This window comes from Streptomyces sp. NBC_00663 (assembly GCF_036226885.1).
GTDB lineage: Bacteria > Actinomycetota > Actinomycetes > Streptomycetales > Streptomycetaceae > Streptomyces.
Genome location: NZ_CP109027.1, coordinates 2,141,548 through 2,156,341 on the forward strand (window position 1 = coordinate 2,141,548; position 14,794 = coordinate 2,156,341).

The following is a 14,794-nucleotide window of genomic DNA, read 5'->3' on the forward strand; positions in this document are numbered from 1 at the left end:
ATGAGCACGACTACTTCCGAGGCGCTCTCGGAGACGACCCTGCTGCGGTTCGCGACCGCGGGCTCCGTCGACGACGGCAAGTCCACCCTCGTCGGCCGACTGCTGCACGACTCCAAGTCGGTCCTCACCGACCAGCTGGAGGCCGTGGAGCGTGCCTCCGCGTCACGCGGCCAGGAAGGCCCGGACCTCGCACTCCTCACGGACGGCCTGCGCGCCGAGCGCGAGCAGGGCATCACCATCGACGTGGCCTACCGCTACTTCGCCACCGCCAAGCGCCGGTTCATCCTCGCGGACACCCCGGGGCACGTGCAGTACACCCGCAACATGGTGACGGGTGCCTCCACAGCCGAGCTGACGGTGATCCTCATCGACGCCCGCAACGGCGTCGTCGAGCAGACCCGGCGCCACGCCGCCCTCGCGGCGCTGCTGCGCGTGCCGCACGTGGTGCTCGCGGTCAACAAGATGGACCTCGTCGACTACAAGGAGTCCGTGTTCGCCGCGATCGCCGAGGAGTTCACGGCGTACGCGCTCGAACTGGGCGTCCCGGAGGTCACCGCGATCCCGATCTCGGCGCTCGCCGGTGACAACGTCGTGGAGCCGTCCGCCAATATGGACTGGTACGGCGGCCCGACCGTCCTCGAACACCTGGAGACGGTCCCGGTCACCCACGACCTGAGCCACTGCCACGCGCGCCTGCCCGTGCAGTTCGTGATCCGCCCGCAGACCGCCGAGCACCCCGACTACCGGGGATACGCCGGTCAGATCGCCGCCGGTTCCTTCCGCGTCGGTGAGGCGGTCACCGTGCTCCCCTCGGGCCACGCCTCCAAGATCGCCGCCATCGACCTGCTCGGCGAGCCCGTCGACATCGCCTGGACCACCCAGTCGGTGACCGTCCTGCTGGAGGACGACATCGACATCTCGCGCGGCGACCTGATCGTGCCCAGCAAGGACGCGCCGCCGACCACCCAGGACATCGAGGCGACCGTCTGCCACGTCGCCGATGCCCCGCTGACCGTCGGCCACCGGGTGCTGCTCAAGCACGGCACCCGCACGGTCAAGGCGATCGTCAAGGACATCCCCTCCCGTCTCACGCTCGACGACCTGTCCCTGCACCCGCACCCGGGACAGCTCGTCGCCAACGACATCGGCCGCGTGAAGATCCGCACCGCGGAGCCGCTGCCGGTGGACTCCTACGCCGACTCCCGTCGCACCGGCTCGTTCATCCTGATCGACCCGAACGACGGCACCACGCTCACCGCGGGCATGGTCGGCGAGTCGTTCGCGTCCCCCGAGCCCGTCAAGGACGCGGCCGAGGACGACGGGTGGGACTTCTGACATGACCTTCCCCGACTACTTCTCGACGTTCGCGAAGGAGGGCGGCCGCGTAGGCAGCGGTGCGCTCGGCAGCGGGCAGGGCGGAGTGGCGCGATGTGTGCGCTGACGTACGCGCACCGCTTGCGCGCCCTCACCCCCCACCGCCGTAAACGCAGACCTGCCGACCTCCCGGCCACGACCTGAGAGACCGTGACCGCCGGGCCTCCGAGAGGAACACCTCCCGTGCCTGCTCCATCTGCTCTTCGCCGCACCTTCGCGGTCATAGCCGCGCTGCCGCTGCTCACCCTCGCCGCCTGCGGCTACGGCTCCGAGGCCAACGACGAAGGCACCGCCAAGGTCGCCGCCGGAGCGAAGAAGATCGACGGACTGGACTCCGTCAAGATCGGCTACTTCGGCAACCTCACCCACGCCACCGCGCTGGTCGCCAACCAGAAGGGCTTCTTCCAGAAGGAGCTCGGTGCCACGAAGGCCTCGTACGCGACCTTCAACGCCGGTCCGTCCGAGATCGAGGCGCTCAACTCCGGCTCCATCGACATCGGCTGGATCGGCCCGTCCCCGGCGATCAACGGCTACACCAAGTCCAAGGGCACCAACCTGCGCATCATCGGCGGTTCGGCGTCCGGCGGCGTGAAGCTCGTCGTCAACCCCAAGAAGATCAAGTCCCTGAAGGACGTCAAGGGCAAGAAGATCGCCACCCCGCAGCTCGGCAACACCCAGGACGTGGCGTTCCTCAACTGGATCTCGGAGCAGGGCTGGAAGGTCGACGCCGAGAGCGGCGCGGGTGACGTGTCGGTCGTCCGCACCGACAACAAGGTGACCCCGGACGCCTACAAGTCCGGCTCCATCGACGGCGCCTGGGTGCCGGAGCCGACCGCGTCGAAGCTGGTCGCCGAAGGCGGCAAGGTACTGCTCGACGAGGCCGACCTGTGGCCCGACAAGAAGTTCGTGATCACGAACATCATCGTGTCGCAGAAGTTCCTCAAGGAGCACCCGAAGGCCGTCGAGGCGGTCCTGAAGGCCTCGGTCGAGTCCAACAAGTGGATCAACGCGAACCCGGACGAGGCCAAGGCCGCGGCGAACAAGCAGCTGGAGGCCGACTCGGGCAAGGCGCTCCCTGCGGACGTCCTGGATCCGGCGTGGAAGTCCATCCAGTTCACCAACGACCCGCTGGCCGCCACCCTCAACACCGAGGCCAAGCACGCGGTCAAGGCCGGTCTGCTGGAGGACCCGCTGCTGGACGGCATCTATGACCTGACGCTCCTGAACAAGGTCCTGAAGGCCGACGGCGAGAGCACGGTCGACGACGCCGGACTCGGCGTCAAGTAAGCCCTGATCCCGAGAGTCTCCAGGAGGTGACGACCATGGCCACCGCGGTTGCCAAGGCCGAGCAGGCCGAGTCAGTCGAGTACGCCGCCCGCATCGAGCACGTCTCGAAGTCCTTCGGCGGGCCCGCCGGGCAGCAGCTCGTCCTCGACGACATCACCCTCGATGTCGCGCCGGGCGAGTTCGTCACCCTCCTGGGGGCCTCGGGCTGTGGCAAGTCCACGCTGCTCAACCTGGTCGCGGGTCTCGACGACCCGAGCGCCGGCAGCATCAAGACCGACGGGCGCCCCGCTCTGATGTTCCAGGAGCACGCCCTGTTCCCGTGGCTGACCGCGGGCAAGAACATCGAACTCGCCCTGAAGCTCGGCGGAGTCGCGAAGAACGACCGGCGCGACCGCGCCGAGGAACTGCTCGAACTGGTCCGGCTGAAGGGCTCGTACGGCAAGCGGGTGCACGAGCTGTCCGGCGGTATGCGCCAGCGTGTGGCGCTCGCCCGGGCGCTGGCCCAGGAGAGCCGGCTGCTACTCATGGACGAGCCGTTCGCGGCGCTCGACGCGATCACACGTGACGTCCTGCACGACGAACTGACCAGGATCTGGGCGGAGACGGGACTGTCCGTCCTGTTCGTCACACACAACGTGCGCGAGGCGGTGCGGCTGGCCGAGCGGGTCGTCCTGCTGTCGTCGCGGCCGGGCCGGATCGCGCGCGAGTGGACGGTGGACATCCCGCAGCCGCGCCGTATCGAGGACGCCCCCGTGGCCGAACTGTCCCTTGAGATCACCGAAGAACTGCGTGGGGAGATCCGCCGCCATGGCCAGCAGTGACACCAGGTCGGGCCTGACCGACACACGCCAGGCGCGGGCCGACGGCAACCACCAGATCGCCGGCCTGGAGGCCGGCCTGGACGCGCTGGAGATCGTCGCCACCGCGCGGACGCCGTTCACGGTGACCGCCCGCACCAAGATCCTCCCGCCGCTCGTCGCGACCGCCGTGGTGCTGGTGATCTGGCAGGCGCTGATCACCTTCGACATCGTCACCGACCCGACCAAGCTGCCCTCCCCCGGCGACGTGGCGACCGAGTTCAAGGACGCCTGGCTGGAGGGCAAGCTCCTCGGCTACATCTGGACCAGCGTCGAGCGCGGTCTGCTCGGCTTCCTGCTGGCCCTGGCGATCGGCACCCCGCTGGGGCTGATCGTGGCCCGGGTGAAGTTCGTCCGCGCGGCCATCGGCCCGGTCCTGTCGGGTCTCCAGTCGCTGCCGTCGGTGGCGTGGGTGCCGCCGGCCGTGCTGTGGCTGGGCCTGAACAACTCGATGATGTACGCGGTGATCCTGCTCGGCGCGGTCCCGTCCATCGCCAACGGTCTCGTCTCCGGCATCGACCAGGTGCCGCCGCTGTTCCTGCGGGCGGGCCGCACGATGGGCGCGACCGGCTGGCGGGGTGCCCTGCACATCGTGCTGCCGGCCGCGCTGCCCGGCTATCTCGCCGGTCTGAAGCAGGGCTGGGCGTTCTCCTGGCGCTCCCTGATGGCGGCGGAGATCATCGCCTCCTCGCCCGACCTGGGCATCGGTCTCGGCGCGCTCCTGGAGAACGGCCGCAACGCCAGCTCCATGCCGATGATCTTCGAGGCGATCTTCCTGATCCTGTTCGTCGGCATCGCCGTCGACCTGCTGGTCTTCAGCCCGCTGGAGCGGCGGGTGCTGCGCAGCCGCGGCCTGCTGGTGAAGGGGTAAGTCCTTTGCTGAGGAAGCCTGTTCTTCTCGTCATCGCCCACGGCAGCCGCGATCCGCGGCACGCCGCGACGGTGCACGCCCTCGTCCGCCGGGTGCGCTCGCTGCGCCCGGACGTACGGGTGGAGACGGGCTTCCTCGACTTCAACATCCCGTCCGTGCAGGGGGTGTTGGAGTCGTTGGCCGCGGAGGGCGTACGTGACGTGGTGGCCCTGCCGCTGCTCCTGACCCGCGCGTTCCACGCCAAGGCGGACATCCCGGCGGTCCTGCGGGACGCGCCGCCGCAGCTGCGGATCCGGCAGGCCGAGGTGCTCGGCCCGTCACCGCTGCTGCTGTCCGCACTCGAACGGCGGCTGTACGAGGCCGGGTTGACGCCCGCCGACAAGTCCTCGACCGGGGTCGTACTGGCCTCGGCGGGGTCCACGGACCCGGAGGCGATCGCAGTGATCGCAGAAATCGCGCGGGAGTGGCGGCACACCGGTTGGTGCGCCGTGCGGCCTGCGTTCGCCTCCGCCGCACTGCCCCGCACGGAGAACGCGGTGCGGGAGCTGAGGGCGTTGGGGTGTTCCCGGGTGGCCGTCGCGCCGTATGTCCTCGCGCCGGGGTTTCTGCCGGACCGGATTGCGCGGGGCGCGGCGGAGGCGGATGTGCTGGGGGACGTGCTCGGGGCTTCGGCTGAGGTGGCCCGGGTTTTGTTGGAGCGGTACGACGAAGCGCGGGTGCCTTTGCCGGCGGTCGTGGGCGCGTAGTCGTCCGTGAGGCGGTGGGGGCTGGTCGCGCGGTTCCCCTCGCCCCTTGGGTCTCTAACGGCAGAGTTCGTTTCCGAGTGCCGTCCGTCCGTACCTCACGACCCTTCCGTTGCGCGTCTTGCTGAGCAGTCCCGCGTCGTAGAGCACCGCCAGGTGCTGGCTCACCGCGCCCGGCGTCACGTTCAGGCGGTGGGCCAGTTCTGTTGTCGAGGCGGGTTCTGCCAGGAGCAGCAGGAGTCTGGCTCTGGGGCGGCCCAGGAGGCGGACCAGGGCGTCGCCGGTGACCGGGGGTGGTTCCTCCGAGAGGGTGGCCCTGCCGCGGGCCGGATAGATGATCGTGGGCGGCCGGGTGGGGTCGATCAGCGGCTGGGCGCCACGGGCGAACAGCGAGGGCAGCAGGACCAGTCCGCGGCCGGCGATGCTCATGTCGGTCCACGGCGCCTGGAGCATGAAGTCGTCGGTGGACAGGCGCAGATGGCCGTCCACCCAGCTGAGCCGCCGGTCGAGCCCCGCGAACATCGCACCGGCGCCCTGCTCGGCGAGCACCCGCGCCTGATGGGCGAGGTCGGCCGCCATGATGCTCTGCACGCGCGGCCACCAGTCCGGGGCCAGACAGACGTGCCAGTAGGCGTCGAGGGCCTCGACGATCCGCTGGAGGAACGCGGCGGGCTCGGCCAGGCCCCGGGCGACGACGGGTGGCAGCGCGTCCCGCGTGCGGTAGGCGGCCCGGAAGTCGGCGTCGAGGAGGTCCGGCGGGGTGGCGCCGAGCCGCACCAGTTCCTCGGTGAAGACGGGACGGGCCCGTTCGGGACGAGGCGTCAGACAGTCCGGCACCCACAGCCAGGGGGTGGTCAGCGCGCTGAGCAGCTCGTGGTCGAGGGCCTCCAGACGGGGGCGGATGCGCCGCAGCCACGGCCGGTGATGGGGGTGGCGGGCCGGGTCGTGCAGACAGCGCAGCGAGAACACGGCCTCCTGGAGTGGGGAGTACGCGAAGGAGGTGGTGGCCAGGTCGCCGACGTCGAAGCGGAACTCGATCATTGAGTGCCACGCTAAATCATTGTCGGCGCGGCACCGCCGCCGGGTGAGATGTCCGCATGACCACGACACCCGTCACCACGCCTGTCGATCCCGGGCTGCGCCCCTCCCGGCTCCCCACCGACCCCACCCTGCGCCGCGCCACCCTGCTGACCGCCGCGAACTCCCTGGGCAACGGTCTCTACTTCCCGCTCGGCGTCCTGTACTTCACCCGCATCGTCGGCCTCGACGCGACCTCGGTCGGCCTCGGTATGACGGGCGCGGGGCTGGTCGGCGTGGCGGCCGGGGTACCGGCGGGCCGGGCCGCCGACCGGTGGGGCGCCCGGCGCGTGGGCGCGCTGCTGTGGGCCGGGACGGGCGTGGCGACGGCGGCGTACGTGTTCGTGCACTCCTACGTCGGTTTCCTCGTCGCGGTGGTCTGTGCGACCGGGCTCCAGATGGCGAGCCGGGGGGTACAGGGCGCGATCTACGCCGATGTGCTGCCGGCCGCGACGCGGGTGGAGGCGCGGGCGTATCTGCGGATGGTCACCAACGTCTTCATGGGGGTGGGCGGCCTCTTCGGTGCGATCGCCCTCCAACTCGACACGCGGGGCGCGTATGTGACGGTCATTCTGGTCAACGCGGTGTCGTTCGCGGGCCCCGCGCTGCTGCTCCCCCGGCTGCCGCTCGCGCCCCACGCCCTGGAACGCGGGGCGCCCGAGGCCGGCGCCCCGGCGGCCGACCGCTGGCGTGCGGTGCGTGATCTGCCGTTCCTCGCGGTGACCGTGCTGAACGCGATCCTCGTCGTGCAGTACACGCTGTCGGAGGTCGGCCTGCCGCTGTGGATCGTGGAGCGCACGGAGGCGCCGCGCTGGACGGCGGCCCTGCTGATGATCCTCAACTGTGTGCTGGTGGCGCTGCTCCAGGTGCGGGTGGCCCGGCGCGCCTCCCAAGTGCCCAGCGCGGTAAGGGCGATGGGCTGGTCGGGGCTGCTCCTCGCGGCGGCCTGCGCGGTGTACGCCGTGTCGGCGGGCCTGTCGCCGGTGTGGGCGGTGCTGGCGCTGGCGGTCGGCGCGATCGTGCAGGTCTTCTCGGAGGTGCTGTCGGCCGCGGGCGGCTGGACCCTCGGCTACGAACTCGCCGACGCCCGCGCCCACGGCGTGTACCAGGGCGTGTTCGGCGCGGGCATGTCGGCCGGCATGATGGCGGGCCCCGCCCTGGTCACGGTCACCGCGATCCAGCACGGCACGGCGGGCTGGGCGGTCCTCGGCGTGGTGTTCGCCGGCGCGGGCCTCGCGGTGAGCCCGGCGGTGCGCTGGGCTCTGCGGAACGGGGAGTGGCGGGGGGACAAGGTCTAGTCGAAGCTCAGTCCGCCGGTGCGGGTGCGCTTCAGCTCGAAGAAGTCCGGGTCGGTGGCCAACACCCGGAAACTGTCGAAGAGTTGCGCCGCCCTCGCTCCTCGCGGGATGGCCCGCAGCACCGGCCCGAACCACACTGTCCCGTCGACATGGATCGTGGGCGTGCCCACATAGCCGCCCGAGTCGGGTTCGGCGCCGGACGTGTGACTGCGGCGGACGGCCTCGTCGTACGACGTGTCGTGCGCGGCGGCGGCGAGGTCCGCCGGGAGGCCGAGTTCCGCCAGGGACTCGGCGATCACCGCGTCGAAGTCCTCGGCCTTCCGTTCGTGGATACGACTGCCGAAGGCGGTGTAGAGGTCACGCAGGACCTTCTCGCCGTGCGCCTCGGCCGCGGCCACGGCGACGCGCACCGGGCCGATGGACTTGTCGACCAACTCCCGGTACCACTGCGGCAGTTCGTTTCCTGCATTGTGCAGGTACAGGCTCATCGCGTGGAAGCGGAGGTCGAGCGGGCGGTGCCGTTCGACCTCCAGCAGCCAGCGGGAGGTGATCCAGGCGAAGGGGCAGGCGGGGTCGAACCAGAAGTCGACGCGGGTGGGTTCTGCGGTGGTCATGACGTCGACGGTAATCCCTCATTGGCCCAGCATTGTGGTCCAATCAGGCACTGATTCAATGGTCCATTCCGGTCAACCGCACCAGCTCCCCCACCGCCATCGACCCCGGGGCCCTGCGCTCCCGTGCGAAGGCGTTGGCCAGGCGCTGCAAGAGGTCGTTGAGCGGGGTCGGTACGCCGTGCAGCCTGCCCAGCAGTGCGATCTCCCCGTTGAGGTAGTCGGCCTCGATGGTGCCGGTGCCGCGGTTCAGGGACTGCCAGGAGGAGCCGCCGCCGCGCGGGGTGCCGTGCAGAGGGGCGAGGAAGACCTTGTCGCCGCGTACGGCCCGCTGCTCCTCGGCGCCCGTGTACGGGATGCCGGCGGCGGCGAGGACGGCGGCGCCCTCGGCCTTCAGCCGTTCGAAGAGCGCCACGGCCTCCTCGCTCTCCATCGGCCCCGTCACGGCCTCCAGCGCGTTGCCGAGGTTGGCGAGCAGCTTGGCGTACTGCCAGCGGGTCACGTCCGGTACGACCGGTGCCTCGAAGCGGGACTTCTCCAGGTCGGCGGCGATCAGCCGGGCGGTCTCGTCGGTGCCGTACGGGTAGCGGCCGAGATGGAGGATGCCGGTGAGCGGGGCGCCTGCGGCGCTGACGACGCCGGGTTCGACGAGCGTGCAGGGCAGCCACACGCACACGCCGTACACGGTGCGGAACGTGCGCAGGGCCAGTCGCTGGCTCTCCACGCCGTTCTGCGCACAGACCAGCGGCAGCCGCTCGGCCGCCGTGCCCCCGCCCGCGACCGGCGCCGGTCCCCAGGTCCGCAGCGCTGTCACGCTGTCCTGGGTCTTGACCGCGAGGACGAGGACGTCGTCGGCGCGCAGCTCGCCGAGCTCGGCCGGGTCCTCGACGACGGGCAGCCGATGGACGAACTCGCCGTCGGGAACGCGGAGTCGAAGCCCGTGCTCGCGCAGCGCCGCCCGGTGCGTGCCCCGTGCGACGAGGACGACCTCGCTCCCCGCCTCCGCGAGCCGCCCGCCGACGACGCCTCCGACCGCCCCTGCCCCGATGATGATGTAGCGCATGGACCGAGCCTCGCACAGTTGACCTTGCCCCTGGGCAAAGGACGAGGGTCGCCGGCATGGTGGACCATCTGCGGCACGAGGACGCCGAGGCGCGGTACGTCACCGAGATCCTGCGCGATCGCCGGGCGGCGCCGCTCACCGAGTACCGGCTGCCGGACGGGAGTTGGCGGCTGGTCGACCCACAGGTACTGCATCCTTCGTACAAGGTGCCGTTCGATCCGCTGGACGTGCCGCGGGACCGGTTCCTGGTGGCGGCGGACGTCTGGCGGGCCTGCCGGGAGGGGCGGACAACGCGAGTCTCACCGCCGGGGACCTGGCCCGCACGGACGCGCCGGCGCGGGACGGCGGGCCGGTGTCCGTGCCGGACACGATCATCTCGTACACCACCTGCACCGGCGTACGGCAGATCACTCCGCGGCGGTCATCTCCACCAGCTTGACCACGGTGTTCCAGTTCCGGCTCGTGGCGATCAGTCCCTTGTTCACGCGCGGCTTGGCGAGCTGTTCGGCGAGCTTGGAGCGGCCCAGGCCGTCGGGGACGTACAGGTACAGGGCACGGTCGCCGAGGCGGAACTCCTCGGGGAGGAAGGCGGGTTGGTCGATGGCGGCGAAGCGGTCCGCGTCGACGGCGGCGGAGAAGTAGGTGACGTGCAGCTGCTTGCCCTCCAGTTCGGCGGCCGGGAAGGGGCAGTCGTCGACGATCGCGGCGAGGTAGGCGTGGTCGCGGACGATGACGTCGACCGCGAAGCCGAAGTGTTTCTCGATCGCGGCGGTGAGCTCGGCCGCGAGGGTTTCCTCGTCGCCGTGGTCAGTGGTGAACACCGCCTGGCCGCTCTGGAGGTAGGTGCGCACCCCTGAGTGGCCGAGCCCCTCCATCAGGGTCCGCAGTTCGGCCATCGGGACCTTCTTGGCACCGCCCACGTTGATCCCGCGCAGCAGCGCCGCATACGTCGTCGTCATGCGCTCACCATAGGACGACAGCGTGTTGTTGTAGGGGGCACACTCCTCCCCAGTGCGGAGACGGTCCTGGTCCGCGAGGACTAGTCGCTCACCCGCACTTCACCGGGCAGCACGACGTGACGGGTTTATCCGGCCCATACCTTCGAAACGAAAGGTGGCGGCAGGGGGCCGCGACCGCAGTCAAGGGGGCAAGCCCGTCATGGCGAACGGAGAAACAAGGGTGCGGGGCCTGGCGGCCCGGGCCGGCGGCTGGAGTGCCCGGCACCGCTGGGCCGCGGTCGGCATCTGGGTGCTGTTCGTGGTCCTGGCCATGGGACTCGGTTCGGCGGCGGGCCGGGTCGACGTCGACGAGAGCGAGGGCCTGAAGGGGGAGACCCATACCGCCGCGCGGATCGTCAAGGACGCCGGCATCGAGGAGCCCGCCGGTGAGACGGTCCTGGTACAGGCGAAGGACGGCCGGCTCAAGGCGACGGACGCGCAGTTCCGCGCCGCGGTCAACGCCGTCGTCCAGGCGGTCGACGCCACCGGCAAGGTCACGGACGTCACCTCGCCGTACGACACGGACACCGTCTCCAAGGACGGCCGCAGCGCGCTGGTGCAGTTCGACATGAAGGGCGACGCGGAGACGGCCGGTGAGCGGGTCGAGCCCGTGCTGGACGCCGTGGCGAAGGTCCAGAAGGACCATGCGGACCTGCGGATCGAGGAGATCGGCGGCGCCAGCATGCAGAAGACGTTCGACGACGCGTTCGGCGACGACTTCCAGAAGGCCGAGTACTCGGCCGTGCCCGTGGCCCTCGGCATCCTGCTGATCGCGTTCGGCGCGCTGGTCGCGGCGCTGCTGCCGGTGGCCCTGGCGCTCACCGCGATCATGGCGACGATGGGCCTGATGGGCGTCATCAGCCATGTCATGCCGATGGGCGATGTCGCCAACTCCGTGATGCTGCTGGTCGGTCTGGCCGTCGGCGTCGACTACTGCCTGTTCTATCTGCGCCGGGAGCGCGAGGAGCGCGAGGCCGGCAGGGACGCCCAGACCGCGCTGCGGATCGCCGCCGCCACCAGTGGCCGCGCGATCATCGTCTCCGGTGTCACGGTGTGTGTGGCGATGGCGGGCATGCTGTTCACCGGGATCGCCGACTTCGAGGCGATGGGCCTGGCGTCGCTGATCGTCGTGGCCGTCGCCATGATCGGCTCCATCACCGTGCTGCCCGCGCTGCTCTCCCTGCTGGGCGAGCGGGTCGAGAAGGGCCGTATCCCGTTCCTGCGGCGCCGCAAGCGCAACGGCAACGGTGAGAGCCGGCTCTGGACGGCCATCCTGGGCGCGGTGCTGAAGAAGCCGATGGTCTCCGTCGTCGTGGCGGCCGGTGCGCTGCTCGCGATCGCGGCGCCGGCGGTCGGCATGAAGACCCAGAACCTCACGCTGGACCAGGAGTTCGGCGACTCGCTGCCCATCGTGCAGACCTACGACCGCGTCAACACGGCCTTCCCCGGCGGCTCCGAGCCGGCCGAGGTGATCGTCAAGGCGGACAACATCGACTCCGCGGAGGTGCAGAACGCGCTCGCCGACTTCAAGGAGCAGGCGGTCGCCTCGGGTGCCTCACGCGGCCCGGTCGAGATCAAGCTGCACCAGAAGCAGAACCTCGCCTTCGTGTACGTCCCGCTGGTCGGCGGCTCCGACCTCGACAAGGCGGGCGCGAGCCTGGAGAAGCTGCGCGACGAGGTGCGGCCCGCGACGCTCGGCAAGGTCGACGGCCTTGAGGCGCCGATCAGCGGTCAGGTCGCCGGTTCGAAGGACTTCAACGACCAGCTGACCGGCGCGGTCGTCCCGGTCTTCGCCTTCGTCGTGGTCTTCGCCTTCCTGCTGATGCTGCTCTCCTTCCGCTCGCTGACGATCGCGATCACCTCGATCGTGCTGAACCTGCTGTCGGTGGGGGCGGCGTACGGCATCCTCGTCGCCGTCTTCCAGCACGGCTGGGGCGCGTCCCTGGTCGGCGCGGAGGGCGTCGGCGCGATCATCTCCTGGCTGCCGCTGTTCCTCTTCGTGATCCTGTTCGGCCTGTCGATGGACTACCACGTGTTCGTGGTCTCGCGGATCCGTGAGGCGCGGCTGAAGGGCCGTACGACCAAGGACGCGATCCAGCACGGTGTGGTCACCACGGCCGGTGTCGTCACCAGCGCCGCGGTCATCATGGTCGCCGTGTTCGCGATCTTCGGGACGCTGTCGATGCAGTCCATGAAGCAGATGGGCGTGGGCCTGGCGACGGCGGTGCTCGTCGACGCGACGATCATCCGGGGTGTGCTGCTCCCGGCGGTCATGGCGCTGCTCGGTGAGCGCAACTGGTATCTGCCGAAGTGGCTGAACCGCCTGCCCGACCTCACGCACGACGAGGCGGCGGAGGTCGTGGCCCACGAGGTGGAGGAACCTGCCCGGGTGTAACCGCTCACGGCACGGCGCAGGGCCCGTTGGTCACCGGGGAGCCAACGGGCCCTGCGTGTTGTGCGGTCGCCGAGGCCGGTAGGCGGTGGCCAGCACGGAGACGGTGACCCGTTCGGGCAGGAGGCCGTCATCGTTCAGCGCCGCCGCGCTCATGTGGCGTGCGCTCGGCGTCATCGCCACCAGGTCCAGCACATCCGCCCTGGTCAAGGTCGCCGGATACTCCACCTGTTCGGTGACGGTGGCCTCGAAGAAGGGCGCGAGCGCCCGGTGCAGGCGCTGTTCCTTGGCCGGGTCGACCGTGACCATCCCGGGGAGTCGGCGGCGCAGCTCGGCCAGGTGCCGCCCGGTGGGCCGGACCACGATCAGCCGGCCGGTCGGGCGCAGCACGCGGTGGAACTCGGCCGGGTTGCGCGGGGCGAACACGTCCAGCACGACATCCGCCACCCCGTCGTCGAGCGGGAAGGGCCGGAAGACGTCCCAGGCGACGGCGGCGGCTCGGTCATGGGCACGGGCGGCCGAGCGCAGCGCACGCACCGAGGAGTCCAGCCCCAGACCACGGGCGCCGGGCAACCGGTCGAGTACGCCGGCCAGGTAGTAGCCCGTGCCACACCCCACATCCACCACCGTGGCCCGCTCGGGCACGGCGCCCACCGCGAGGCGGGCCCCGGCCTCACGAATCGGCGCGTAGGCACCGGTGGCCAGGAACCGGTCCCTGGCCCGGACCATGTCCGCGTCGTCACCGCTGGTGGCCCGAGCGCCCGTCAGCAGGCCGGCGTAGCCGTGACGGGCGATGTCGAAGGCGTGCCCCACCGGGCACCGGAGCGCGCCGCGGTCGAGATGCAGGTGCCCCACCCGGCAGGTCGGACAGCGCAACAGGTCGACACAGCCTCCGAGGGCAGGGGACAACGACACGCTCACTGGGCACTCCTGGCGGGGTTGGGGGGCATAAACCGAACGGCCCCTGATCACGCCTCCCGGCGTGCGGTGTTCCGTCGCGTCGGCCGGGGCGTGGGCAGTTCCCTCTCGATGAGGTCCGCCGCTCGTCGGGTGCCGCCTTCCTGGGCCATCTCGGCCTGGAGGGCCTTCAGCCGGCGGGCGGTCTCGGGGTCGTCGACAAGGGCGAGGGCGGTGGCCCGCAGGGTCTCGGCGGTGGCCTCCTCCATGGGGACGTGCCGGGCGACGCCGAGGCCCTGGAGCATGTCCGCGTTGCCGAACTGGTCCACGGCCTGCGGTACGGCGATCATCGGCGTGCCCGTGGCCAGCCCCTCCTGGCTGCCGCCGGCGCCGGCGTGGGTGACGAACAGGTCGGCCTGGTGCAGCACCGCCAACTGCGGTACCCACGACCGCACTTCGACACCGGCCGGGATGTCCCCCAGCTCGGCCGGGTCCACGTTCTCGCCGATCTGGAGCACCAGATGCCAGCCCGGCAGCTCGCCGAAGGCCCGTACGCACTCCCGGTAGAAGCCGGGCTGCTTGGTGAAGGTCGACCCGAGCGACACGAGGACGACCTTCTCCGCACCGGCGGGCCGCTGCCACTGCCCTTCGGCGCCGCGGTCGCCCTGGCAGGCGCCGACGAAGGAGTACACCTTCTCGTCGACCCGGTCGGCGTTGGGCTGTAGCGCCCTGGGGATCAGGACGATCGACCGGGCGGGCCGGCCGGCGAAGTCATCGGGGTGCAGGGTGATCCCGTTCTCCTCCAGCCAGCCCCGGAAGCGGGCGTAGTACGCCTGCCCCCGCTCGGTCTTCCTCGGCTCCGCCCACATCGGCTCGGCGATCTCCTCCTCGTAGCCCTCCCAGGCCACGAGGTTGGGTGAGAGCGAGACCGCCGGGACGCGCCAGCGATGGGCGAGGACCCGGGCCGGGTAGGAGGTGATGTCGTGCAGGACGAGATCCGGTTCGTCCCCCTCGTACGCCTCGATCAGCTGGGGCAGCGCTTGGATCGCGTCGGCGAGGAAGGGTTCGACGTTGTCGAGCAGGGTGCTGCCCCATGCCTCCGGGTCGGCGCCGGGCCCGGGCAGGGTGGAGTTCCAGAGCTTGGGCTCGGCGCCGGTCGCGGCGACCTTCTCCGCGAACACCGGCGGGATCGCGTACGTCACCCGGTGACCACGTGCGACGAGCTCGCGGATGACTTCCAGGCTCGGGTTCACATGGCCGTGGGCGGCGACGGAGAACATGGCGATGTGTGCGGGAGTGGTCATGCCGTCGAGGCTAGACGAGACG

The 14,794-nt window shown here is 70.8% G+C and carries 13 protein-coding genes; 7 read left to right on the forward strand and 6 right to left on the reverse strand.

Features of this window, described 5'->3' with window-relative positions:
• The 5 genes from OG866_RS09690 (at position 1) to OG866_RS09710 (ending at position 5,135) form a co-directional block, all read left to right on the forward strand.
• A complete protein-coding gene (locus tag OG866_RS09690) occupies positions 1–1,335 on the forward strand; it encodes a sulfate adenylyltransferase subunit 1 (RefSeq protein WP_329333342.1) in 1,335 nt (444 codons plus the stop codon).
• A 222-nt stretch (positions 1,336–1,557) separates the two neighbouring features.
• Positions 1,558–2,661: an aliphatic sulfonate ABC transporter substrate-binding protein gene (locus OG866_RS09695; RefSeq protein ID WP_329333344.1), complete on the forward strand. Its 1,104-nt coding sequence runs from the start codon at positions 1,558–1,560 to the stop codon at positions 2,659–2,661.
• Between the two features lie 35 nt (positions 2,662–2,696).
• Positions 2,697–3,482, forward strand: coding sequence for an ABC transporter ATP-binding protein (locus OG866_RS09700; protein WP_329333346.1), 786 nt, complete (start codon positions 2,697–2,699; stop codon positions 3,480–3,482).
• Positions 3,469–4,389, forward strand: a complete 921-nt coding sequence (locus OG866_RS09705; protein WP_329333348.1) for an ABC transporter permease — start codon at positions 3,469–3,471, stop codon at positions 4,387–4,389. The genes OG866_RS09700 and OG866_RS09705 overlap by 14 nt, the downstream gene beginning before the upstream one ends.
• A 5-nt stretch (positions 4,390–4,394) precedes the next feature.
• Positions 4,395–5,135: a sirohydrochlorin chelatase gene (locus OG866_RS09710; RefSeq protein ID WP_329333350.1), complete on the forward strand. Its 741-nt coding sequence runs from the start codon at positions 4,395–4,397 to the stop codon at positions 5,133–5,135.
• A gap of 54 nt (positions 5,136–5,189) precedes the next feature.
• Here the strand turns inward: OG866_RS09710 and OG866_RS09715 are convergent, their stop codons facing one another.
• Positions 5,190–6,173 carry an ArsR family transcriptional regulator gene (locus tag OG866_RS09715; protein ID WP_329333352.1) on the reverse strand — a complete coding sequence of 328 codons (984 nt, stop codon included), beginning with the start codon at positions 6,171–6,173 and terminating at the stop codon, positions 5,190–5,192.
• Positions 6,174–6,229: 56 nt separating this feature from the next.
• Here OG866_RS09715 and OG866_RS09720 point away from each other — a divergent pair, with 56 nt between their 5' ends.
• Positions 6,230–7,507, forward strand: coding sequence for an MFS transporter (locus tag OG866_RS09720; protein WP_329333354.1), 1,278 nt, complete (start codon positions 6,230–6,232; stop codon positions 7,505–7,507).
• On the opposite strand, the gene OG866_RS09725 is transcribed toward OG866_RS09720, so the two are convergent.
• The 3 genes from OG866_RS09725 to OG866_RS09735 form a co-directional block, all read right to left on the reverse strand.
• Positions 7,504–8,121 (reverse strand): mycothiol-dependent nitroreductase Rv2466c family protein, encoded by a 618-nt coding sequence (locus tag OG866_RS09725; protein ID WP_329333355.1) that lies wholly within the window; start codon positions 8,119–8,121, stop codon positions 7,504–7,506. The two genes, OG866_RS09720 and OG866_RS09725, sit on opposite strands and share 4 nt — an antisense overlap.
• A gap of 55 nt (positions 8,122–8,176) precedes the next feature.
• Entirely contained in the window at positions 8,177–9,181 is a 1,005-nt protein-coding gene (locus tag OG866_RS09730; protein WP_329333357.1) for a ketopantoate reductase family protein, read from the reverse strand.
• A 407-nt stretch (positions 9,182–9,588) separates the two neighbouring features.
• Positions 9,589–10,140 carry a DUF1697 domain-containing protein gene (locus tag OG866_RS09735; RefSeq protein WP_329333359.1) on the reverse strand — a complete coding sequence of 184 codons (552 nt, stop codon included), beginning with the start codon at positions 10,138–10,140 and terminating at the stop codon, positions 9,589–9,591.
• A gap of 199 nt (positions 10,141–10,339) precedes the next feature.
• Here OG866_RS09735 and OG866_RS09740 point away from each other — a divergent pair, with 199 nt between their 5' ends.
• A complete protein-coding gene (locus OG866_RS09740; protein WP_329333361.1) occupies positions 10,340–12,574 on the forward strand; it encodes an MMPL family transporter in 2,235 nt (744 codons plus the stop codon).
• Between the two features lie 30 nt (positions 12,575–12,604).
• Here OG866_RS09740 and OG866_RS09745 read toward each other — a convergent pair whose 3' ends face one another.
• Together OG866_RS09745 and mgt are read right to left on the reverse strand one after the other, a co-directional pair.
• On the reverse strand, positions 12,605–13,492 hold the full coding sequence (locus OG866_RS09745) for a methyltransferase domain-containing protein (protein ID WP_329333363.1): 888 nt from the start codon (positions 13,490–13,492) through the stop codon (positions 12,605–12,607).
• Between the two features lie 47 nt (positions 13,493–13,539).
• The gene (gene mgt / locus OG866_RS09750; protein ID WP_443063511.1) at positions 13,540–14,772 is read right to left on the reverse strand and encodes a macrolide-inactivating glycosyltransferase; all 1,233 of its coding nucleotides are present in this window, start codon (positions 14,770–14,772) and stop codon (positions 13,540–13,542) included.
• Positions 14,773–14,794 lie beyond the last annotated feature (22 nt).